The sequence below is a fragment of the Pseudomonas sp. Bc-h genome, assembly GCF_002080045.1.
In the GTDB taxonomy this organism is placed as follows: Bacteria; Pseudomonadota; Gammaproteobacteria; order Pseudomonadales; family Pseudomonadaceae; genus Aquipseudomonas.
Genome location: NZ_MUIN01000001.1, coordinates 352,251 through 375,875, shown reverse-complemented (window position 1 = coordinate 375,875; position 23,625 = coordinate 352,251). Strand labels below are relative to the sequence as shown.

At 59.2% G+C, this 23,625-nt stretch carries 19 protein-coding genes; 6 read left to right on the top strand and 13 right to left on the bottom strand.

Translation table 11 applies throughout. The features are described from left to right. Positions 1-347 precede the first annotated feature (347 nt). The 7 genes from BWR59_RS01590 to BWR59_RS01560 form a co-directional block, all read right to left on the bottom strand. Positions 348-1,064, bottom strand: coding sequence for an ABC transporter ATP-binding protein (locus tag BWR59_RS01590; RefSeq protein ID WP_081563895.1), 717 nt, complete (start codon positions 1,062-1,064; stop codon positions 348-350). Then, entirely contained in the window at positions 1,061-1,936 is an 876-nt protein-coding gene (locus BWR59_RS01585) for an ATP-binding cassette domain-containing protein (RefSeq protein ID WP_081563894.1), read from the bottom strand. Before BWR59_RS01585 ends, BWR59_RS01590 begins: the two co-directional genes overlap by 4 nt. Next, positions 1,936-3,231, bottom strand: coding sequence for a high-affinity branched-chain amino acid ABC transporter permease LivM (livM, locus tag BWR59_RS01580; RefSeq protein WP_081563893.1), 1,296 nt, complete (start codon positions 3,229-3,231; stop codon positions 1,936-1,938). The genes BWR59_RS01585 and livM overlap by 1 nt, the downstream gene beginning before the upstream one ends. Positions 3,232-3,233: 2 nt before the next feature. Further along, entirely contained in the window at positions 3,234-4,148 is a 915-nt protein-coding gene (locus tag BWR59_RS01575; protein WP_081563892.1) for a branched-chain amino acid ABC transporter permease LivH, read from the bottom strand. A 186-nt stretch (positions 4,149-4,334) separates the two neighbouring features. After that, the gene (locus BWR59_RS01570; protein ID WP_081563891.1) at positions 4,335-5,468 is read right to left on the bottom strand and encodes an ABC transporter substrate-binding protein; all 1,134 of its coding nucleotides are present in this window, start codon (positions 5,466-5,468) and stop codon (positions 4,335-4,337) included. A gap of 357 nt (positions 5,469-5,825) precedes the next feature. Then, on the bottom strand, positions 5,826-7,109 hold the full coding sequence (locus BWR59_RS01565) for an FAD-binding oxidoreductase (RefSeq protein WP_081563890.1): 1,284 nt from the start codon (positions 7,107-7,109) through the stop codon (positions 5,826-5,828). Between the two features lie 187 nt (positions 7,110-7,296). Next, positions 7,297-8,787, bottom strand: coding sequence for an aldehyde dehydrogenase family protein (locus BWR59_RS01560; RefSeq protein ID WP_081563889.1), 1,491 nt, complete (start codon positions 8,785-8,787; stop codon positions 7,297-7,299). Positions 8,788-8,961: 174 nt separating this feature from the next. Between BWR59_RS01560 and BWR59_RS01555 the strand changes: the two genes are divergently transcribed. The 4 genes from BWR59_RS01555 to BWR59_RS01540 all read left to right on the top strand — a co-directional run bounded on the left by BWR59_RS01555 (position 8,962) and on the right by BWR59_RS01540 (position 13,413). Beyond that, the gene (locus BWR59_RS01555) at positions 8,962-9,867 is read left to right on the top strand and encodes a LysR family transcriptional regulator (RefSeq protein WP_081563888.1); all 906 of its coding nucleotides are present in this window, start codon (positions 8,962-8,964) and stop codon (positions 9,865-9,867) included. Positions 9,868-10,024: 157 nt separating this feature from the next. Continuing rightward, positions 10,025-11,224 (top strand): nicotinate phosphoribosyltransferase, encoded by a 1,200-nt coding sequence (pncB, locus tag BWR59_RS01550; RefSeq protein ID WP_081563887.1) that lies wholly within the window; start codon positions 10,025-10,027, stop codon positions 11,222-11,224. Positions 11,225-11,289: 65 nt separating this feature from the next. After that, positions 11,290-12,117 (top strand): ammonia-dependent NAD(+) synthetase, encoded by an 828-nt coding sequence (gene nadE, locus BWR59_RS01545; RefSeq protein ID WP_081563886.1) that lies wholly within the window; start codon positions 11,290-11,292, stop codon positions 12,115-12,117. Positions 12,118-12,387: 270 nt separating this feature from the next. After that, entirely contained in the window at positions 12,388-13,413 is a 1,026-nt protein-coding gene (locus BWR59_RS01540; protein ID WP_081563885.1) for a DUF1338 domain-containing protein, read from the top strand. Positions 13,414-13,515: 102 nt separating this feature from the next. Here BWR59_RS01540 and azu read toward each other — a convergent pair whose 3' ends face one another. Next, positions 13,516-13,962: an azurin gene (gene azu / locus BWR59_RS01535; protein ID WP_081563884.1), complete on the bottom strand. Its 447-nt coding sequence runs from the start codon at positions 13,960-13,962 to the stop codon at positions 13,516-13,518. Between the two features lie 422 nt (positions 13,963-14,384). On the opposite strand from azu, the gene BWR59_RS32320 reads away from it, so the two are divergent. Then, a complete protein-coding gene (locus BWR59_RS32320; RefSeq protein ID WP_168184431.1) occupies positions 14,385-14,546 on the top strand; it encodes a hypothetical protein in 162 nt (53 codons plus the stop codon). Positions 14,547-14,554: 8 nt separating this feature from the next. Here the strand turns inward: BWR59_RS32320 and BWR59_RS01530 are convergent, their stop codons facing one another. From BWR59_RS01530 to BWR59_RS01510, 5 genes are all read right to left on the bottom strand, one after another. Continuing rightward, complete coding sequence (locus BWR59_RS01530; RefSeq protein WP_081563883.1) at positions 14,555-15,451, bottom strand: transglutaminase family protein; 897 nt, start codon at positions 15,449-15,451, stop codon at positions 14,555-14,557. Further along, a complete protein-coding gene (locus tag BWR59_RS01525) occupies positions 15,451-17,958 on the bottom strand; it encodes a circularly permuted type 2 ATP-grasp protein (RefSeq protein ID WP_081563882.1) in 2,508 nt (835 codons plus the stop codon). Before BWR59_RS01525 ends, BWR59_RS01530 begins: the two co-directional genes overlap by 1 nt. 131 nt (positions 17,959-18,089) lie before the next feature. Then, positions 18,090-21,383, bottom strand: a complete 3,294-nt coding sequence (locus BWR59_RS01520) for a transglutaminase family protein (RefSeq protein ID WP_081563881.1) — start codon at positions 21,381-21,383, stop codon at positions 18,090-18,092. Positions 21,384-21,553: 170 nt separating this feature from the next. After that, positions 21,554-22,030, bottom strand: a complete 477-nt coding sequence (locus tag BWR59_RS01515; protein ID WP_081563880.1) for a hypothetical protein — start codon at positions 22,028-22,030, stop codon at positions 21,554-21,556. Next, a complete protein-coding gene (locus BWR59_RS01510; RefSeq protein ID WP_081563879.1) occupies positions 22,027-22,944 on the bottom strand; it encodes a hypothetical protein in 918 nt (305 codons plus the stop codon). The genes BWR59_RS01515 and BWR59_RS01510 overlap by 4 nt, the downstream gene beginning before the upstream one ends. Positions 22,945-23,132: 188 nt before the next feature. On the opposite strand from BWR59_RS01510, the gene BWR59_RS01505 reads away from it, so the two are divergent. Continuing rightward, positions 23,133-23,621, top strand: a complete 489-nt coding sequence (locus BWR59_RS01505; protein WP_081563878.1) for a type VI secretion system tube protein Hcp — start codon at positions 23,133-23,135, stop codon at positions 23,619-23,621. Positions 23,622-23,625 lie beyond the last annotated feature (4 nt).

The window sequence follows — 23,625 nt, the reverse complement described above, 5'->3', positions numbered from 1 at the left end:
ATCGCCAGCCTGAAAGCCCCGTATACAAAGGCTTGTAGCCAACTGCCACCAACTTATTCACAGCCCGCTCCACAGTAAAACTGAACAAGTCAAAACTGTGACAAAACAACCATTTGCAGCGGCTATATGTCGCGCTTTGGCAGCACTTCAAAATTGTTTTCCACAATTGCGGCCCAACAGCACGCCCCCCCCCCTCTTGCACTGAGTCATTGCCTTTACTGGGCACTATAAAAAACCCCCAGCAGCAGCACGGCTTGTCGGCGGCGGTCCAAAGATCGCTGCCGCCGGCAAGCCGTGCCGCTAAAGGGGGTTATCTCAGCCTTTGATGTTAAAGCGAACCGAGCGAATCAATGCCCGCCCAGATACGCGTTCCTGACCTCCTCGTTGGTTAGCAGCTCTTTACCGGTGCCTGTCAGACGAATCTCCCCGTTGACCATCACATACGCCCGATCCGACAGCTTCAGGGCGTGGTTGGCGTTCTGCTCGACGAGAAAGATCGTCATGCCGGTCTGCGCAAGCTCACGCAACGTCGAAAAGATCTGCTTCACGATGATTGGTGCCAGTCCCAGGCTCGGCTCGTCCAGCAGCAACAGCTTGGGACGGCTCATCAGGGCTCGCGCAATCGCCAGCATCTGCTGTTCACCACCCGACATGGTCATCGCCCGCTGATTACGACGCTCCTTCAGGCGCGGAAACAGCTCGAACATGCGCTGCATGTCTTCGCTAGCAAACTTATCCCCAATCGGGATGGTGCCCATCATCAGGTTCTCTTCCACCGACATGTCGGGGAACACACGGCGACCCTCCGGCGACTGCGCAATGCCGTTAGACGCGATGTAGTGCGACGACTTGTGGGTGATGTCAGTGCCCTGATAGATGATCTGCCCGCTGGCGGCGCGGGGCTGGCCGAAGATCGACATCAGCAGCGTGGATTTGCCCGCGCCGTTGGAGCCGATCAGGCTGACGGTTTCGCCCTCATCAATGTGCATTGAAACTTTCTTCAGGGCCTGGATCGGCCCGTAGTACACATCGATCTCTTTCAGTTCGAGGATCGGCTTACTCATACCAACTCCTCTTCATCAGCACCCAGATACGCCGCGATCACTTTCGGATCGTTACGGATCTGCTCCGGCTTGCCCCTGGCGATCACGTTGCCATGGTCCAGCACGACGATATCGTCCGAAATCCCCATGACCATGCCCATGTCGTGCTCGATCAGGACGATGGTCATGTCGTGGTCGTCGCGCAGGTGGCGAATCATGCCGCTCAGCGCTTCGGTTTCCTGTGGATTGAGGCCTGCGGCCGGTTCGTCCAGGCAGATGACCTGCGGACGGGTGCACATGGCGCGGGCGATTTCCAGACGCCTCTGCTGGCCGTAGGAAAGCTCACCGGCCAGGCGGTTGGCGCAGTCCACCAGATCGACTACTTCCAGCCAGTAGAACGCGGTGTTCATCGCGTCGTCTTCAGCCTTGCGATAGCCCTTGGTGTTGAGGATGCCGGCGATCATGTTGCGGTTGACCCACATGTGCTGGGCCACCAGCAGGTTCTCGACAACGGACATTTCCTTGAACAGACGAATGTTCTGGAAGGTGCGCGCCAGGCCGGCCCGGTTCACCAGGTGCGTGCCGCCGAACATCTTGTAGAACAGACGGCTGCCAAAACGCTTGGGCGAGGTGAAGTCGCTGGCGCGGAACTGCTCGCCGAGCAACTGGATCACGTTGGTTTTCTGCCCGCGAGCGTTGAGTTCTATGCGTCCACCTGTGGCCTTGTAGAAACCGGTCAGGCAGTTGAAAACAGTGGTCTTGCCCGCGCCGTTGGGGCCGATCAGGGCGAAGATCGAGTTGCGACGTACCTCGAGGCTGACGTCGCTGAGGGCCTTGATGCCACCGAAGTGCATCATCAGGTTCTCGACGGAAAGAACGATTTCGTCGCTCATCACGCGCCCTCCACTTTTGCCAGCACGCCTTTGCGTGGTTTTACGCCGGTACGGCTGATGCGGATCAGGCCGCGTGGGCGCCAGATCATCATCAGGACCATCAGGATGCCGAACAGCAATACGCGATATTCAGCGAAGCTACGGAGCATTTCAGGCGCGACGGTCAGCACGAACGCGGCGATCACCACGCCGACAGTCGAGCCCATGCCACCGAGCACGACGATGGCCAGGATCAACGCCGACTCGAAAAACGTGAACGAGGTCGGATTGACGAAGCCTTGATAGCTGGCAAAGAACACGCCGGCCAGACCCGCAGTCGAGGCACCGATGGTGAACGCCGAGAGTTTGACCAGTACGTGGTTGAGGCCCATGGAACGGCAGGCGATTTCGTCTTCACGCAGCGCTTCCCAAGCGCGGCCGACTGGCATGCGAGTCAGACGATGCTTGACGTACAGCACTGCCAGCACGACCAGGAACAGCACAGCGTAGATGAAGATGAATTTCAGGTCCGGGTTGTATTCGAAGCCGAAATACTCATGGATCGGAATCCCGCCATCTTTGGCTCGACGCCCGAACTCCAGACCGAAGAACGTCGGCGAAGGGACTGCCACGCCGTTCGGACCACCGGTGAACGACAGCCAGTTGTTCAGTACCAGACGAATGATTTCACCGAAGCCGAGCGTCACGATCGCCAGGTAGTCGCCGTGCATGCGCAGAACGGGGAAACCGAGGATGCAACCGGCCAGCGCCGCTGCAATCGCTGCCAGCGGCAATGCCGACCAGAAGCCCAGCCCCAGATACTGATAACCCAGCGCCAGGCCGTAAGCGCCAATGGCGTAGAACGCCACATAGCCGAGGTCGAGCAGACCCGCCAGGCCGACCACAATGTTCAGGCCCAGGCCCAGCAACACGTAGATCAGACCGAGGATAACCACGGTCAGTACGTATTTGTCAGCGAACACGGGGAAGATCACGGCAATCAGGATCATCAAAGGAATGATGAAACGCAGGCGGGTTTTGTAGCCCGGCGGCAACACGTGTACGCCGGAGCCCGAGCTTTCGAAGCTCTGCGCAATCGCCACGCCCTTGGGTGTCTGCAAGAACAGGCTCATGAAGAAGCGTCCGACGACGACCACGCCAACCAGCGCGGCAACGCGACCTGGCTGCATGTTGAAGCCGTAGCCATCCAGCACGATGCCGACGATCGGGCCGAACACGATGAGCGCCAGCAGCCCGGCAACCACCGCGTCGATGAGGCTTTGTTTGATATCGATGGGTTTAGTAGGTGCAGACATGGTTATACCTTCGCCACGAGTGGGCGACCCAGCAGGCCTTGAGGACGGAAGATCAGAATCACTACCAGCAGGCCGAAACTGAACACGTCTTTGTAGTCGGAGTTGATCAGACCGGAGAATTGCGACTCGGCAACCCCCAGGATCAATCCACCGAGCATGGCGCCCGGCAACGAACCGATACCGCCAAGTACCGCTGCGGTGAAGGCCTTGATGCCGATGACGAACCCGGCGAAGAAGTCGAAGGTCCCGTAATTCATGGTGATCAGCACGCCGGCCAGTGCCGCCATGGCTGCGCCGATGACGAATACATAGGAGATGACCCGGTCAGTGTTGATGCCCAGAATCGACGCCATCTTGCGGTCCTGCTGCGTGGCGCGGCACATGCGGCCCAGCTTGGTGTACTTGATGATGTAGGTCAGTACGCCCATGCCGATGAAGGCGGCAATCAGGATGAATATCTTGGTGTAGGTGATCTGTACGAAACCGCTGCCGACGTCGAAGCGCATGGCGCCTTCAAGCAGGGTCGGAACGCCTTGCTGGCGTGGGCCTTGGGCGATCTGCGCGTAGTTCTGCAGGATCAGGGAAATACCGATGGCACTGATCAGCGGTGCCAGACGGGTGGAGTTACGCAGCGGTTTGTAAGCCACGCGCTCGATGACGAAACCGTACACACCGGTCACCACGATGGTGAAGATCAGCGTGCCGAGAATCAGAAAGGGGAACGACTCGATACCGAAGAAGGACAGTACGGCCAGGCCGATAGCTGCGAGGTAGGCGGAGATCATATACACGTCGCCGTGGGCGAAGTTGATCATGCCGATGATGCCGTAGACCATCGTGTAACCGATGGCGATCAGGCCGTAGACCGAACCGAGGGTCAGCCCGTTGACCATTTGCTGCAGGAAAATACCATCCATCACGCACGCTCACGAACTTGAAAGGCCAACCTGGCGCGGACCGGATACCTCCTCGTGAGAGATAGCGGGACGGGCACGATGGCAACAGAAGAAATCCGATGCTGCGCCAAGGCAGCACCGATTACCGGAAAGCGTCGTGTCGAGGTTCCAAGCCCGCGACACGACTCATCCGACTAGGAGCTCAACTCACTTCTGCTTTTCGAGCTGGTGATATTTGCCGTCCTTGTCCCACTGGTAAACCACGTAGTCGGAGACCTTCAGGTCACCTTTGGAGTCCCAGGCCTTCTCGCCCATGACCGTTTTCACCGGGTGGGACTTCAGGAATTTGGCAGCGTCTTCGCCCTTGTTGGACTTGGCGCCGTTGAAGCCAGCGGCCAGGGCCTGAACCGAAGCGTAGGCGTACAGGGTGTAGCCTTCAGGCTCGTAACCGGACTTGCGGAACTGCTCAACCACAGCCTTGCTGTCTGGCAGCAGGCGCGGGTCGGCGCCGAAGGTCATGTACACGCCGTCGACGTACTGAGCGCCGCCAGCGGTGGTCACCAGTTCGTCGGTCACAACGCCGTCGTCGGACATGAACTTGACGTCTTTGAGGCCTTGTTCACGCAGTTGGCGAACCAGAGGACCGGCTTCCGGGTGCAGGCCGCCGAAGTAGACGACATCCGCGCCGGTAGAGCGAATTTTGGTAACCAGGGCGCTGAAATCTTTCTCGCCGCGGGTCAGACCTTCTTCCAGCACTGGCTTGACGCCGCGAGCGGTCAGCTGTTTGGCGGTGGCGTCTGCCAGGCCTTTGCCGTAGGTGTCTTTGTCGTTGATGACCGCGATTTTCTTGCCTTTGAGCACGTCAACGATGTAATCGCCGGCGACGATGCCTTGCTGGTCGTCACGGCCGCACATACGGAACATGGCGCTCAGGCCGCGCTCGGTAACGGTTGGGTTGGTGGAGCCTGGAGTAATCGCGATGATGCCGGCTTCGTCATAGACTTCCGAAGCAGGAATGGTCGAGGAGGAGCAGAAGTGACCGACTACGCCGGCGACCTTGTCCGATGCGGCCTTGTTGGCCACGGCCACGGCCTGTTTAGGCTCGCAGGCATCGTCGTAAGCGGTCAGAGCGATTTTTTCCCCGTTGACGCCGCCCGCAGCGTTGATGGCATCGGCTGCCGCTTGAGCGCCCTTCATGTATTGCTCGCCGAACGAGGCGTTGGCGCCTGTCATCGGGCCTGCAACGCCGATCTTGATGTCAGCCTGCGCAAAAGTAGCCGCACCCATTGCAGTAGCGACTGCGAGTGCCAGAAAGCCTTTCCTGTAAAACGTCTGCGACATGAGTTGGTGCTCCTAGGTTTTTTAATTAGCACTGCGACCACAGAGATGCTCTGAGCAAGTGGCGTGCCATCGGTTTTTTATTCTGAAAAAAGTCGTCGTTTTGTTGTTATTCGACTGTTTCTGGCCCTTTTTTACTGGGCGTGCAACCGTCTAAACCGCGCAAGGTGCAACCCTGCGACTTTGAAAGAGCAACCCTCCCGAAATAAACGCGCAACCGCGCCAACCTGACTTGTACAACCCTGTTGTTACAGCTTGCGTCACCGAACTGCACACCGCCGGTGCGGGGCCGCTACGGGACGCACCATTTCAGGTTAGTGGATGCGTGCGAAAGCGTCGTTTTATGACAGATATTTCGCCTCAGACCACGATTCTGAGGCATTGCGCTGCATGGTATAGCGAAAAGCCAGCCTCATATAAAGAGCTGCGCAAACCAATACCGGAAAGTGGCCGCATCGGCGTGAATGGAATCGGCAGTACGTTCGCATCGCCGTGGCACAGATAATCGGCGAACGCCTTGCCCACCACCGTCCCGGTGGTGTTGCCGCGCCCGTTGTAACCTGTGACCGCGACCAGTCCTGGTGCAGGTTCAAACATGCGTAACAGGTGATCGGGCGTGAAGGCGATGCAACCGGTCCAGGTGCACTCCCATTCGACCTTTTTCAGGTACGGGAAATAGTGCTGCTGCACGCGGTCAGCCCAAGCCTTGAGGAACCAGGTCGGCTTCTGATTGCCATTGCCCAGACTGCCCAGCAACAAGCGCCCGTCGGCATCGCGGCGAATGCTGCTCAATACCTGGCGGGTGTCCCAGGAGCCTTGGCCACCCGGCAGAATCTGCTGCGCAGCGTCTTCAGTCAGCGGCACCGAGGCGACCTGATAGTAATAACCGGGGAAAAAGTTGCGGCGCAGTTCGGTCCATTCACCTTCGGTATAGGCGTTGGAGGCGATCACCACTTGTTCAGCGAGCACCGAACCGTTTTCTGTGATGACGCACCAGCGCGAACCCTGACGCTCCAGACGTTTCACCGGGGAGTGATCAAAACGCTGACCGCCGAGTTGGGTGACCGCGGCCGCCAGGCCGCTGGTGTAAGCCATCGGGTTGATCGTCCCGGCGCGATGATCAAGCAATGCGGCGGTGATTTCTTTGGTGCCGGTGGCTTCCTGGCAGGCTTTGCCGGTCAGCAATTCGATAGGCGCACCACGGCGCTTCCATTGTTCTTCGCGGCTGCGCAGATCGACCTCGCCCTTGGCGTTGTGCGCCATGTGCAGCGTCCCCTTGCGGGTCGCCTGACAATCGATGCCGTACTTTTCGATGAGGCTGAATACCAGCGACGGCGCGTTACCCAGCATGCCATTGAGCTGGCTGCCGACTTTTTCGCCGAAACCGGCTTCGATCTCGTCGGGAGGAATCCACAGCCCGGCGTTGACCAGACCCACGTTACGCCCCGATCCACCCTGCCCGGTGCGATGGGCTTCGACGATGGCGACTTTCTTGCCTTGTTCCAGCAAATGAATCGCTGCCGACAACCCGGTGATGCCTGCGCCGATCACGCACACATCGACGCTCACTTCCCCTTTCAACGCTGGCGCCTCAGGCCTCTGCGGCGTCAGCGTTTCCCACAGACATTCTTCGCGTAGCGGCATCGCAAAACCTCAGAAAGAGACACGTATACCGATCGTTCCCATGCTCTGCGTCATGACGGAACGCAATCAATGCGGGAGAGAGCGAAGCTCGCGATGCATTTATCCAGGCACTGCGGTGGCGCCTGACCTATTGCAATCGCGAGCTTCGCTCCCTCCCACCGGTTTCTATTTCACCTGACAGAATGTCTCAATCAAACGTGATCCCCTGCGCCAACGGCAGCTCGCGGGAATAGTTCACGGTGGCTGTCTGACGACGCATGTAGCCTTTCCACGAATCCGAGCCGGACTCACGGCCACCACCGGTTTCCTTCTCGCCGCCGAACGCGCCGCCGATCTCTGCACCACTCGGGCCAATGTTGACGTTGGCGATGCCGCAGTCGCTGCCCAGCGCCGAGATGAACTGCTCGGCTTCACGCACGTCGGTGGTGAAGATGCACGAAGACAGGCCTTGTGGCACGTCGTTGTTCAGGCGCACCGCCTCGTTGAAGTCTTCATAACCAACCACGTAGAGAATCGGCGCAAAGGTTTCATTGCGTACCACGTCGCTCTGCTCCGGCATCTCGACGATGGCAGGCGAAACGTAGAACGCGTTGGGGAATTTATCGGCCAGTTCGCGCTTGCCGCCGAACACCTTGCCGCCTTCGCTCAGAGCCTGTTCCAGCGCTTCCTGCATGTTTTCGAAGCTCTGCTTGTCGATCAGCGGACCGACCAGATTGCCTTCCAGCGGATGACCGATACGCACCTTGGCGTATGCGGCTTTGAGGCGCTCGACGAACTCGGCCTTGACCGATTTGTGGGCGATCAGGCGACGCAAGGTGGTGCAACGCTGACCGGCAGTGCCAACGGCGCTGAACAGCACGGCGCGAACGGCCAGATCGAGGTCGGCGCTCGGGGTCAGGATCATGGCGTTGTTGCCGCCCAGTTCCAGAATGCTGCGGGCGAAACGTGCGGCGATTTTCGGCGCCACTTCACGCCCCATGCGGGTGCTGCCGGTGGCGCTGATCAACGCAACGCGAGCGTCGTCGACCAGCGCTTCGCCTGCGTCGCGACCACCGATGACGCATTGCGCCAGGTACTGCGGGGCATCGGCGAACTCAGACGCGACGCGGTCGAACAGCGCTTGGCAGGCCAGCGCGGTCAGCGGGGTCTTTTCCGAGGGCTTCCAGATCACCGAGTTGCCGCAGACCAGCGCCAGCGCGGTGTTCCAGGACCAGACCGCTACCGGGAAGTTGAACGCGCTGATCACACCGACCACGCCCAGCGGATGCCAGGTTTCACGCATGTGGTGCCCCGGACGCTCGGAAGCGATGGTCAGGCCATACATCTGACGAGACAGCCCGACCGCAAAGTCGCAGATATCGATCATTTCCTGCACTTCACCCAGACCTTCCTGAGTGATCTTGCCGGCCTCCCACGAAACCAGCTCGCCCAGATCAGACTTGTGCTTGCGCAGCGCCTCACCGAACAGGCGCACCAGCTCGCCACGACGTGGGGCTGGCACTTTGCGCCATGACTGGAAGGCATGCTCGGCACGGGTGATGCGTTGCTCGACTTCGGCCGCGCCTTCCCAGCTCACCGAAGCGACCTGGCTGCCATCGATCGGCGTGTGAACAGGCTTGTCGCCCTTCTGGTAGAGAGCAGGGTCGACACCGAGGCGGGTGAGCAGGTCGTTGAGCATGATTTCTCCTGAATCTTGATGGGCCATAAACACGAATGCGGAATACTGGAATTCGCTACTGGCATGGGTGATAGCGTCAGCCTCTAGTAATAGCTGGACTAACAAGGTCCAACAAACGACGTTTAAGCGAGATATCATTCCGTTTTTTCATGCTGATGCCCAACAGGCCTGAATATGCTGAACAAACGCCATCTGCCGTCCGTCACCGCGCTGCAATGTTTCGAAGCGGTCACCCGGCATCTGAGTTTTACCCGCGCTGCGGAGGAGCTGAACCTGACGCAAAGTGCCGTCAGCAAACAGGTCGCGCAGCTGGAAGAACTGGTCCAGCACTTGTTGTTCAGGCGCGTGCGTCGCCGCTTGCAGCTGACACCCGCCGGGGCTTTGTATCTGGCTGAAGTGCGCAAGGTGCTCACGCAGATGGAGATGTCGACGCATTTCCTGCGTTCCTACGGTGGCGAAACCGAAGTCCTGCGTGTCTCCACGCCCTCGACATTCGGTGCGCGCTGGTTGGTCCCACGCCTCAAGGGATGGCGTCTGCGGCATCCGCATATTCATCTGGATCTGGTCAACGAACAGGAAAGCGATGATCTGGCCCAGAGTCGCTGCGACATGTCGTTCTATTTCGGCCAGGGCGCACGCCCCGGTGCAGAGAGCGTGAAGCTGTTCGGCGAAGAACTGGTGCCGGTCTGCGCGCCCGGCTGCATGCCCGACAAACCCTTCACCGATCCAACGCAGCTTGCCGATCTGGTCCTGCTGCAAAACGCCCACCGCCCTCAAGGCTGGCACGAGTGGTTCGAAAGCCAGGGTTATCAGACCGAACACAGCTATCACGGCCCACGCTTCGAGACCTTCTACATGTGCATTCGCGCGGCGCAGGTTGGCTGTGGCGTCGCTTTGCTGCCGCGTTTTCTGGTGGAAGAGGAATTGGCCGACGGCAAGCTGATCATTCCCTGGCCTCATGCACTGCCCAGCCGCGATGCCTATTACCTGGCGTATCCGGAGCATGCGGCGGAGGTACCGAAGATTCGCGTGTTCGTGGAGTGGATGCTGGAGCAGCTCGATCAGCCAACGCCAAGCTGAAACATTTCTGCCCCAACCCGCTCTCGGCTGGCATTATGTCGGTCATCGTCAATAACAGACCGGACGTAACGCCTGCGCGCTACCACAAGGTTGTATGCGACATCGACTTGAATTCCATGGGCCGCGCATGGCGGCCACTGCTGGCTGGAGCGACACAATGAGTGAGAGCGCTTTCGCAGATCGCATCGTTCAGAACCTGCTCGATACCGACCTCTACAAGCTGAGCATGATGCAGGCTGTGCTACACAACTATCCCAACGTCGACGTAGAGTGGGAGTTCCGCTGCCGCAACAGCGAAGACTTGCGGCCTTACCTGATGGAAATTCGCCACCAGATCGAACAGCTCTGCGATCTGTCGCTGAGCGTCGAAGAGACCGGTTTCCTCGAACGCATCAACTTCATGAAACCGGATTTTCTGCGTTTCCTGGGCCTGTTTCGCTTCAACCTGCGCTACGTGCAGACCACGATTGAAAACGATGAGCTGACCATCCGCCTCGCCGGCCCGTGGCTTCACGTAATCCTGTTCGAAGTGCCGGTATTGGCCATCGTCAGCGAGGTGCGCAACCGCTATCGCACGCCCGACACTCTCTTGAGCCAGGCCCGCGATCAGCTGTATCGCAAGTTCGACTGGCTGACCGCCACCGCCACGCCTGACGAGCTGGCTGAGCTCAAAGTGGCTGACTTCGGCACCCGCCGGCGGTTCTCGTTCGCGGTGCAGGAAGACGTCGTTTCGGTTTTGAAGAAGGACTTTCCCGGCCAGTTCGTCGGCACAAGCAACGTGCATCTGGCGCGCAAGTTCGATCTCAAGCCCTTGGGCACCATGGCCCACGAATGGATCATGGCGCACCAGCAACTCGGCCCGCGTCTGATCGATAGCCAGATCGCCGCCCTCGATTGCTGGGTTCGCGAGTACCGCGGCCTGCTCGGTATCGCCCTGACTGACTGCATCACCACCGATGCTTTCCTGAACGATTTCGACCTGTTCTTCGCCAAGCTCTTCGACGGCCTGCGCCACGACTCGGGCGACCCCGTGCAATGGGCCGAGAAATGCATCACCCATTATCAGAAACTCGGCATCGACCCGATGAGCAAAACGTTGGTGTTTTCCGATGGCCTGAACCTGCCCAAGGCGCTGGAAATATTTCGTGCCTTGCGTGGTCGGATCAATGTCAGCTTCGGCATCGGCACCAACCTCACCGCAGACGTGCCGGGCGTCGAGCCCATGAGTATCGTGCTTAAAATGACCGCCTGTGCCGGCCAGCCCGTCGCAAAGATTTCCGACGAGCCCGGCAAGACGCAATGCAAGGACCCGGAATTCGTGTCCTACCTGCGCCATGTATTCAAGGTGCCAGCCTGACTCGAGCACCGCTTGTTACTTTTCTTGAAATGCCTCTTTTTCTTCTTCCTCATGAGGAGTCAATCATGCAAGCCGTACAGCTCGAGATCGCCAAAGAGCTCAAGGTCCAGGCCCCCTTCGCCAATCAGGGTGAGCTTGAAGCCGAAGTCACGCGCCGCATCCAGTTCATCAAGGACTGCCTGCACAATGCCCGCCTGAAAGTGCTGGTGCTGGGCATCAGCGGTGGCGTCGATTCGCTGACCGCAGGCCTGATGGCCCAGCGCGCCGTTCGCGAATTGCGCGAAAGCACCGGCGACGACGCCTACCAGTTCATCGCCGTGCGCCTGCCGTATCACATCCAGCACGACGAGCACGAAGCCACCGCGTCGGTCGACTTCATCAATCCGGACGAGCGTCACACCGTGGACATCGCGCCCTCGGTGAAAGCGCTGGTCGAGCAGGTAAAAGCCTTCGAAGGGCAGCCCGATGCGGCTGTGGATTTTGTCAAAGGCAACGTCAAGGCCCGCACACGAATGGTCGCGCAGTACACCATTGCCGGCGTTCGTGGCGGTCTGGTGATCGGTACCGACCATGCGGCGGAAGCGGTGATGGGCTTCTTCACCAAATTCGGTGACGGCGCCTGCGACCTGGCTCCGCTGAGCGGCCTGGTAAAAAATCAGGTCCGCGCCATCGCACGCAACTTTGGTGCGCCGGAAAACCTGGTCGAGAAAATTCCGACTGCTGACCTCGAAGATCTGGTGCCGGGCAAACCGGACGAAGCCTCCCACGGCGTGACCTACGCCGAGATCGACGCCTTCCTCCACGGCGAGCCGCTGCGTCAGGAAGCGTTCGACATCATCGCCAACACCTACCGCAAGACCCAGCACAAGCGCGACCTGCCTTACGCGCCCTGAGGGTTCGCTGCGAATCTGTAGGCCCGACGCAATTTCCGTGGGAGGGAGCTTGCTCGCGAAGACCGGGTTTGAGTCACCGGATATCTGGAGAATTTACCGGCTTCTTCGCGACCAAGCTCCCTCACACGGTTGACTTGCGGGGTATCAGAAACAACTTCGAAAGCCTGTGCCATTCAAAAAAGGAATGAACCCGTCGTTTTTTTTCGCTTGATGGCACCGGCCATCGAGGCTTACATAGCGTCCTGACTTTCCCGCTCAGAGCCGCCATCCATGACCGCTTTCCAAGGCCTCTTCTCTCTCGTTGCTTCCACCGTCGGCCAGCCTGCTGCCGACTGGCTCAAACACCGCGTTGATGTCCCTCAGGGGCTGCAGGAATTCTCCTGGAGCGAGGATGCGATCCATCGCGTGTGGCTCGCCGAAGCGCTGAACCTGTGCCTGTTCCACAAGTTGGTAGAAGCCGTGCCGGACGGCCTGCGTTACGTCGACGAGCAATTCGAGAGCGGCCGCAAAGTGGTGTTCGACCATGGAGCGATTCGTACCGTGGACTGGGCTGAAAACGGCGAATTGCCAAGGGGTCGTCAAGCGTTCTCGCGCCTGCTGGAGCCGCTGGGCTTCACCGATGTGCGCACTTATCCGCTGACCAGGCTGAACATGACCGGCTGGGGCTATCGCCAGATGGACCTGCCGGAGGACATCGCGCAGTTCTTCGTCTCCGAACTGCACCCGGGCCGCTTGAGCGAGGCGTTTCAGAGCGCTGTCGGCCGTGTGGTCGGTTCGAGCCGTGATCCGCTGAGTCGTGAAGACCTGAGCATCCTCAAGCGTCTGCAGACGACCCGCCATTGCAGCGTCGAAGAAGCGACACGTCTGCTGCCAGGCCTGTATCGCGCGTTTGGCCGCCAGCATGGTGTGGTACGAGAAGAAGATTACCGCCAATTGCTCAGCGAAAGCGCGGAAATGGCCTGGATCGCCACCGAAGGCAACAGCTTCAACCACCTGACCGATCGCGTAGCAGATCTGGAAGCCACGGTTGAGGAGCAAATTCGCCGCGAGCGGCCCATGAAGGACAGCATCGAGGTCTCAGGTTCGGGGCGCGTGATGCAGACGGCGTACAAGGCCTGTACCGTCAATCGCGATCTGCTGAATGCCGAGGGCGTGCTGAAAACCCATCAGCTTCCGGGCTCGTTCGTCGAGTTCATTCAGCGCAAGATCGACCCGGAAAATGGAAAGATCGACCTGAATTTCGACAGCAGCAACGCACAGGGGATTTTCAAGATGACCGATTCGAAGCGGTCGTAACAAGGCGTCAGAGACACCTCGCCCGTTGTAGCAGTCCGGCTTGCCGGCGGTAGCGATTTCAAGGACGCCACCGCCAGCAAGCCGGACGGCTAAAGGCGCGGATCACTTCAGAGTGATCGTGCCTTTCATCATGCTGATGTGGCCCGGGAACGAGCAGAAGAAGCCGTACTTCTCCGCTGGATCGAGCTTGGACACGTCGATCGTCAACGAATCCGTCTCGCCGGCACCGATGATCTTGGTGTGAGCGATGATGCGTGCATCACCCTCTTTCAGGTATTGCTTGTCGATCCCGGCGCTCAGGCCGTCGGTGGCGATCGGCTGCATGTCAGCTTCCTTGCTGACCACCAGGTTATGGCCCATGACGTTCTTGGGCAGGCTGCCGGAATGCTTCAGGTTGACGGTGAATTCCTTGCAGCTCTTGTCGATTTCGATGGCCTTGGTGGAGAAGGTCATCTGGTCGGTGGAGTCGACGTCGACCGAGCATTCGGCTGCCAGCAGATGCCCGCTGGCCAGCGTCAGAAGGGATGCAGCAACAAGCTTGCGAATCATGATGAGTCTCCTGAATGGGGTAGCTCTTGGTTTTTTTGTATACAAAGAGTGCCTGAACTCTAAACAATTTTTCAACCGGAGATTATGAAACATGTCTGGGTCGCCGCTATCGGGGCAATCGAGACAATCAAACAGCGCAGACTAGAGTGTCCTTCTAAGATCGCCTTGTCACTCATCATTCAGGACGATATTCATGCAACTCAATAGCCTTTTCCGCAGTTTGCTCGCCGCGTATGCCTGTGGTGCCAGCGGCAATTACGCCAGCGCCAGCCAGGACTATAGCGACTACCGCCGCGCCGCCCGAGCGGCGTGATTGAGCAGAATCTATAGAACAGACGGTTGGCCGGCAAAAAATACAGCGGCGGGTATTCGTCGTTCTCAGGCAGAATGGCGGTAATTATCGCCAGCCCCGAGGATTGCCCATGGCCAAACCCAACTACTCATTCGCCAAACGCCAACGTGATCTGGCCAAGGAACAAAAGAAAGAGGAGAAGCTGCAGCGCAAGCAGGCCGAGAAAGCCGAAGCGCAGGTTGGCGAGGAAGTGGCCGACGAGCAGCCGAGCGACGAGAAGCCAGCTGAGTAAGCCTGGCATCAGCCCGCGATGGGCATGACCGTCACCCGTACTTCGGGGTCATGATTGCCGCCGCCCAGGATCACACCCCGTAGTGGAGAGACGTCAGAAAAGTCTCTCCCCCACGCCAGACTGATGTGTTCCAGCGCTGGCTGGATATTATTGGTCGGATCGAAATCCACCCAGCCCAGCACCGGGCAGAACACCGACACCCATGCATGGGACGCGTCAGCGCCAATCAGACGCGGCTGGCCTGGAGGCGGCTGGGTCAGCAGATAACCGCTGACATAACGCGCCGCCAACCCCCTCGAACGCAGGCACGCCAGCATCAGATGTGCGAAGTCCTGACAGACGCCACGCCGGGTTTCCAGAACCTCCACCAGTGGTGTCGCCACCTGAGTCGCCTCGCCGTCGAAAGTGAACTCGTCGAAAATCTTCTCCATCAACGCCTGCGCGCACAGCAGCATCGGACGGCCGGACGGAAAGCAGCTGGCAGAGAAGTCCACGAACGACTGTTTCAGATGCACGTAAGGGGACTCGAAGCGATAACGGCAGGCGTCGAGAATGTCCGGGGACATCTTCGAGGCGCTGTAGGTCAGCGCGCTGCGGGTCTGATCCCACGAGGGCGACTGCTGAAAATCCAGCGTTGGACGCTCCAGCACTTCAATGCGCAGACGCGCGTTAACCTGCAACTCGTCATGGGGCCGTTCGAAAGCCAGCCGTGTCAGCGGGTTGCCGAACACGTCCAGCTCGTCGCGGCGCGTGGTCGGCGCCGGGCTGATCACCAGGTGCTGTTCCAGGCAACGCTGCCACGGGCTGCGTCGCGGCCACAGATGGGCCAGCTGCTGCGCGAGCGAAACCGGGCTGTCGTACTTGTAATGGGTGTCGTGAAGAATCTGGTAATGAGCACTGTTCATCAGACGGACACCGTTCGCTGGCTGACATCATCGACATGGGCAAAATGGCGCAATGCCAGGCGATCGGAAACCTGACCGCTGACCTCGCCAATGTTCTGCAGCATATCCGCCAGGCCGTGCAGCGCCGCCCTGACGCTGCTTTCCCCGAACAGCCCTTCTTCCAGACATCCCAGATCGAAACCGGCCAGACGCTGGATCAGCAAGGTCAGACTGCTGTCCTTCGGTGAGCCAAAATCATCGTTCAGACGCTTGGACGAGCGCGCCACCAGCTTGAGCTGGAACAGCAGTGCGTGAGGATTCTGCTCATCGAGCAGCAGCAGGTCGAGCACAGGGATCAGTTGCGGCAACGCCAGATACCGCGAGCGATAAGTGATGCTGCTGTTGCCCAGCTCCAGCAGCCAGTCCAGCGCATCCTGATCGAACACCGCATCGCTTCGCAGGAACGCCGCAAGGCTGGTGCTGAGGAACTGCAAACGCTCGATACGCCGCCCGATCATCAGAAAACGCCAGCCATCATCACGCGTCATGTCGTCCAGCGCGAAACCGGACAGCGCCGCCAGCGACATCACCAGACGGTTGAGGAAGTCCAGCAACTCACCGAAATCGGGGTCGTCTGTTTCGAGGTTGGCGGCCTCGCGCTGCAACTCCACGAGGGCTTGCCAGTTTTCTCTGGACAACTTGCCACGCACCTGTGACGCCGCCCACTGCAAGCGTTGCAGGTTAGAGCGCAGGCTGAATGGCCATTCATCGCCTAGCAGGGCGGCGAGCAGCCGCTGAGGCAGCTCGGAGCCCTCCTGGTCCTCTTCATCTTCGCGAGGCACCAGATTCACTCGCTCGCCCAGCTCGACGGCTGCTTGCAGCGCCAGCGGGTCATCGCCGTCGACATAGCGCGCCAGCATGATTCGCAACAGACGTGCACTGTCGTCGCAACGTTCGCAGTAACGACCGAACCAGAACAGGTTTTCCACAACGCGCGATGGCAGATACGGGTCGCGACGAATCAGATCATGCACGCCCAGCGAGCGACGGCCTTTCCACGGCTCGCTGCCCAAGGTGCGCTCCCCGAGGATCCAGGTGTCCTTGCTCGCGCCGCCGCGCTGCATCGACACCACATCGGCGTCGGCGTCGGCGGCCACGCGAGTCAAGCCGCCGGGCAACACCCGGTAGCCGTCTTCGGTGGCGACGGCGTAAACCCGCATGCCGATGGCGCGGGGCTGCAACTGTTCCTTTTCACCCTGCCAGATCGGCGCATGAGACAGCTGAGCGATCTCCTGAGCGACATAGGCGTAAGGCCTGGCCTGCATGCGCGCCGCGAGCGCCTGACGCTGTTCCTCGTTCAAATCGCGGCCAAATACCGGCGCGAAACTCTGAGACGGAAACGCAGGCTTGATCAGCAACTCAGGCATTTTTTCCAGCGCCTGGGCCAACACGGGCGGCTCTCCACACCACCAGGTCGCCACTGAAGGCAGAATCAGCTCTTCGCCGAACAGGTGTTCGTTGATCTTTGGCAAGAAGCCCAACAGCCCGGGCGATTCCAGAACACCGCTGCCCAAGGCGTTCGCCACCAGTACCCGCCCCTGACGTACGGCCTCAAGCAATCCCGGCACACCCAGGGCCGAGTCCGTGCGAAGTTCAAGCGGATCGCAGAAGTCGTCGTCCAGGCGCCGCATGATGGCGTGAACCCGACGCAGCCCGCTCAATGTTTTCAGGTACACAGTGGCGTCACGCACTGTCAGGTCACTGCCTTCCACCAATGGATAACCCAACTGGCCGGCCAGGTAGAGATGTTCGAAATAGCTTTCGTTGAAACGCCCCGGCGTCAGCAACACCACCAGTGGCGCTTCGTTGCTGCTCGGCGCCTGACGTGCAAGGGTCTCCTGCAATGAGCGGAAGAAGCTCGACAGGTGCTGCACTTCCAGATCGCGATACAACTCGGGGAAAGCCCGCGACACGATCAGGCGGTTTTCCAGTGCATACCCGGCACCTGAAGGCGCCTGTGTCCGATCCGCCGTGACCCACCAGCGGCCATCAGGTGTGCGCGCAAGGTCGACGGCATACATATGCAGGAAGGTGCCTTCCGGCGGCGTGACGCCCTGACAGGGCCATAGAAAATTATTGTGACCGAACACCAGTTCGGCAGGCAGCAACCCCTCGGCAATCAACTTTTGCGGGCCGTAAAGGTCCGCAAGAACCGCATTGAGCAGGCGCGCTCGTTGAGCGATGCCGGCCGCCACCTGCTGCCACTCCTCGACGGGAATCAGGTGCGGAAGCAGATCCAGCTCCCAGGGGCGATCAGCACCCTTGGGGTCGGCATAAACGTTGTAGGTGACGCCGTTTTCCTGAATCTGCCGAGCCAGAAGGGCCTGACGCTGAATCAACTGGGCGGGTGTGCTGCGTTGCAGATGCTCATAAAAGCGCAGCCAGTGCGGCCGAACTGCGCCGCTGGCGTCGAGCATCTCGTGATAAGTACCCGCAGAGAGCGGATATCGGTCAAGCAGGTCAGGCATGGAAGGCTCGGCAGACAGCTGGAACAACTCAGATTAGCGCAGACAACGTGACACGCAGTGGCTCGCTTCCCTGCGGCCGCTCTCTAAGCCAGGCGGCCCGACAGCTCGTGTCGGGCAACCCGTGCGGGCCGTTATCGATGCAGACGCAGATCCAGCGTCATGGGCATTTCATCATTGATGGTCAGCGCAGGGACCGCCAGTTTGCCGGGGCTGTGGCCGACGCGGAAAAACCGCGACAGGCGCCGGCTCTCGGCCTCATTGGCGTTCACCGGCAGGGTTTCGTAGTTGCGACCACCAGGATGCGCGACATGATACTCGCAGCCGCCCAGGGAACGCTGCATCCATGTATCAAGGATGTCGAAAACCAGTGGCGCGTGGACCGGGATGGTCGGTTGCAAGGCATTGAACGGCTGCCAGGCGCGATAACGCACGCCCGCGACGAACTCGCCGATGCGCCCGGTGGGTTGCAGCGGCACGGGAACGCCGTTGCAGGTCAGCATGTAGCGCTGCGGCGGCAGTCCCGTGACCTTCAACTGCAATCGTTCAAGGGACGAATCCACGTAACGAACCGCACCGCCCGCCGCGCCCTCCTCGCCCAGGACATGCCAGGGTTCCAGCGCCTGACGCAGTTCCAGTTCGATGCCACTGACCGCGTAATCGCCGACTTTCGGGAAGCGGAATTCCAGATGCGCCGCGAACCACTCGGCCCGCACCGGATAGCCAGCAGCGTTAAGCTCGACGATGACATCGGCGAAGTCCTGCTCGATGAAGTGCGGCAGCATGAAACGGTCGTGCAGCTCGTTGCCCCAACGTGCCAGTTTTGGCGGTGCGTAAGGCTCCTGCCAGAACCGTGCGACCAGCGCACGAAGCAATAACTGCTGCGCCAGGCTCATGCGCGCATGAGGTGGCATCTCGAACGCGCGCAGTTCCAGCAGGCCCAGACGGCCCGTCGCGCCATCCGGCGAATACAGCTTGTCGATGCAGAATTCCGCGCGGTGCGTATTGCCGGTGACGTCGATCAGCAAGTTGCGCAGCAAACGATCCACCAACCAGGGCGGGCACTCCTCGCCGGGCGAAGGCATCTGCGAAAAGGCGATCTCCAATTCGTACAGCGAGTCATTGCGCGCCTCGTCCACACGCGGCGCCTGTGAAGTCGGGCCAACGAACAGCCCGGAAAACAGATACGACAGCGATGGATGGTTGTGCCAGTAACTGAGCAAGCTGCGCAGCAAGTCAGGGCGACGCAGGAAAGGCGAATCGCCTGGCGTGGCGCCCCCAAGCACGAAGTGGTTGCCGCCGCCGGTGCCGGTATGGCGCCCGTCGATCATGAATTTCTCGGTGGTCAGCCGGGTCAGTCGCGCCTGTTCGTACAAGAACTCAGTGCGCTCGACCAACTCGTCCCAACTCGACGACGGCTGCACGTTCACCTCAATCACTCCCGGATCGGGCGTAATGCGGAAATTGGCCAGCCGCGGATCGCTCGGCGGCTCGTAGCCTTCCAGCAAAACCGGGCAGTGCAGCTCCTCTGCGGTCGATTCGATGGCCGCCACGAGTTCCAGATAGGCCTCAAGGGATTGCAGAGGTGGCATGAACAGGTACAGACGACCGCCGCGCACTTCGGCCCCCAGTGCGGTGCGGGTCAGCCAGTCGGCTGACTCATCGATGGCTGGGACTTTTTCAGCATGCGGATCCTTGTGCTCGGTCAGCCCATCGAGGCGAGACTGGACCTCATTGCGACCCGGCAGATCCGCAAACTCCTGGTTGTGGTCCGTCGGGTGGATGTAGGGGTACTCGGCCGCCTTCACCCAAGGTTGCGACGCCAACGGCAAGCGGTAGCCCAGCGGTGAGTCTCCCGGCACCAGACGACAGTGCTCGTCACGCAGGTACCAGCGCCCGCTCTGCCAACGATCATCGGCCGCAGTGCGCGCCAACGGCAAAACATGGCCTATGACCTTGTCCAGCCCCTGGGAGAACACTTTGCTCAGTCTCGCGCGCTCAAGTTCATCCCCAAGACGAGAATCTTCGGCACTGACGTTCTTCGGCAGTGCGCCTTCGCGCCACAAGTAATAGAAATTGTCTTCGTAAGCCGGGAACACATAACGCGCCGGCAATTTCAGCCGCTCGGCAATGCTGCGCAGAAAGCGTCCAGCGGTCTCGCTGTCGGTGCCGTAGTCTTCGCTTTCATCGGCAATCAACGCATTGTTACGCCAGACCGGCTGACCGTCCTTGCGCCAAAAGCAGTTTAGCGACCAGCGCGGCAGTTGCTCGCCCGGATACCACTTGCCCTGGCCGAAGTGCACGATGCCCTGTGGCGCGTAATGTTTGCGCATGCGCTGGAACAGCTCGGCAGACAACACCCGTTTTTTCGGTCCGAGTGCCGCTGTATTCCATTCATCGCCATCGCGATCATCGATGGACACGAACGTCGGTTCGCCGCCCATGGTCAAGCGCACGTCATGAGCGATCAGGTCGCCGTCGATCCGTCGGCCCAGCGCCTGTATCTCCAGCCATTGCTCATCGGTGTAAGGCTTGGTGACTCGCGGCGCTTCCCATATGCGCTCTACCGACATCTCGTGGCTGAATTCGGTTTCGCAGGGCTCGACCAGACCACTGATCGGCGCCGCCGAAGACGGTTCGGGGCTGCACGCCAGCGGAATGTGGCCCTCACCGGCAAACAAACCGGATGTCGCGTCCAGGCCGACCCAACCGGCGCCGGGCAAATACACCTCGCACCAGGCATGCAGATCGGTGAAATCGACATCGGTGCCGGATGGCCCGTCCAACGCCTCTAGATCGGCTTTTAGTTGAATCAGGTAGCCGGAAACAAATCTGGCCGCCAGCCCCAGGTGACGCAGCAACTGCACCAGCAACCAGGCAGAGTCACGGCACGAGCCAGAGGCGTTTTCCAGGGTGAACTCAGGTGTCTGGATACCTGGCTCCATACGGATCAGATAGCCGATGTCGTGGGCCAGTCGCTGGTTTAGATTCACCAGAAAGTCGATGGCCGGTATCGGCGTGCGATCGATGCTGTCCAGATACGCCTGAAAGCGCGGCGTCAGCGGCAGCTTCTCCAGATACGGCAGCAGCTCGCGATGCTCTTCATTGGCGTAAGTGAACGGGATCTTGTCGGCGTAGGGCTCCAGGAAGAAGTCGAACGGGTTGAACACCGCCATTTCGGCAACCAGATCGACTTCGATGCGCAGCTCGTCGGTCTTCTCGGGAAACACCAACCGCGCCAGGTAATTACCCTGCGGGTCCTGTTGCCAGTTGATGAAGTGATTCTCGGGCAGGACTTTCAGCGAATAGGACAACACACGCGTGCGGCTGTGAGCCGCAGGACGCAAGCGCACAATCTGCGGACCCAGTTCTACCGCTCGTTCGTAGCGGTAATGCGTGACGTGGTGCAAGGCAATGTGAATCGACACGGCGTGCCTCCTGCGAGCCTGGACGGTAGCGGAACCGCGCAAGACTTATGCCATCCGGGCAAGTCAGGCGCCTTCGGCGTTGAGGGTGCCCGCTCAGCTAAGCACAGCACCAAAATTGCGCCAGCTTCGGCGGATGGTGCAAGGGTCGCACGTAAATGAGGCAGGTGGAGTTATTTGCGCCGTCCGGCCGTTAATCGGCCTAGACGGGCTTTGCGGATACCGAGAAACCGTTTTCGCTTATTACGCACGAGGACCAGAATCTTTCTCATTTTTCGATGACGATTTGAATTGAGGACCAGCAAACCGATCAATGGAGCAAGCAAAGCGAAAAAATATAGGACTTTGACTGGACGATATTCAATGATGGGAAGTGCGGCGCCCAGACAAGTGACGAACAGGAACGCTATGCCCCAGACCCAAAGCACTCGGCCCCATACCAAAAAAAAATGGCAGACGCACATATAGCCCACTGCAATTAGGGCACCGCCAAGCAGCCACTCCACGCCGTCAGCCGGTTTGATCGGGCGAAGAAACGCCTCAATGTAAAGCACCAGAACAAACACGATCGAAAATATTCCCGCAAAAATCCCTGCCATAAACGTAGGAAAGTAGCGGCGCATGAATAATAAAAGCTGCAGAGGTCTCATGGGTTGACCACCTCTCCATAAATACCTAGCGCTATTGGAGTTAGATTTCCCGAGATAATGCTTCCCACTACAGCCAACCGTCCCGCCCACAGGTCTTTTATCTGTACCTGCAAGCTGCTTTTTACTTCTATTGGGGTAAATCGTTTAGGAAGTCTCTTTGCAATACGTTCGAGTTTTATCAGTTTAAACTTTAGCTCTGGATGCCTGATAGACAGCAGCTCAGTTGTAAGCTGATAGCTCTCCTGGCGGCTAAGGCCTTTTACCCCTTGGCGGATGGATTTACCTGTCGTCTTCAGCATCACCCTTTTAAGTATCCCCGTCCCGGCAATCGACACGCTGGCGCCACCCAAAGTAATAAAGTCCAGCACATTCATGGTCGTTTCGTACCATTCATTCGAATCAAGGATGTCGATCACTGCAGGGTCAACTGACTCATAGACCACCCGTCCAAGCCCCACCGTACATTGAGCAGTTCCAGCCAAAGCCGAAGCCAACCACAATGTGGTGAACACGGCAGAACTACCAGCAGTAAAAGGAATCAATGCACTTCCACTAATCACAACTATCCAGCTAAGCACAGCTTCCGTGCATGCTACGGCAGCGCTAATGCTTTCCTTGACGATCTGTGACTCCCTTGGATTGCTCTCCAACGCACGTACGAACGCTTGCGCCCCCATATATCTGGGTGGTTCCCGCAAGACCACACGTTTGACGGCCACGCTGCAAATCGGTTGAAACTCCCTCAGCGTCACGACATTGAAATCGCTATCGATGTAAACGACACCGGCCCCAACGATGGCCGGATCAGCATCGATCACGCGGAACAGCTGCTTGAGATCAATAGCGTTTTCTATGCGATCCCTCGCTTGACTTCGCGCGACGGAAAAACCATCCCGCAGTGATAGCCCGCTCATTCCTTTTCCCTTTGTTTTGGCTGAGAGTGGGCGAGATTAGGCAGTCAATGACCCTCGCGCTGTAGGAAGACTTTCTTTGTTTCGTATGAACGGTCCCGATATGCGCCCAACGTATTGCGATCAACCTCCCGGTGAGAAAAGGTGCGCGACGACAACTCGTCGACGACTATTTTTTCAGGGAGTATTTCATGGCAATCGATATGTTTTTGAAGCTTGGCGATATCAAGGGTGAGTCGATGGACAGTGCTCACAAGGAAGAAATCGACATTCAATCGTTGCAGTGGGGTATGGCGCAATCTGGCTCGATGCATCAGGGCGGTGGCGGGGGTGCGGGCAAGGTGACCATGCAGAACCTGAGCTTGAACAAGTCGCTGGACAAGGCTTCGCCGAACCTCATGATGGCTTGCTCGAGCGGCAAGCATTATCCCGAAGCCACGCTGACGGTGCGCAAGGCTGGCGGCAGCGCGCCGGTGGAATACATGATCATCACACTGAAAGAAGTGATGATCGCGTCATATCAGACCGATGCAGGCAGCGGCGACGAAACGTTGAGGGAGCACATCGAACTTAACTTCGGTAAGGTTGAAGTCGCCTACCAGCCGCAACAGGCAGACGGGGCCAAGGACGGCGGCCCGGTCAAGTTTGGCTGGAATATCCGCGAAAACGTGAAGATCTAAAACG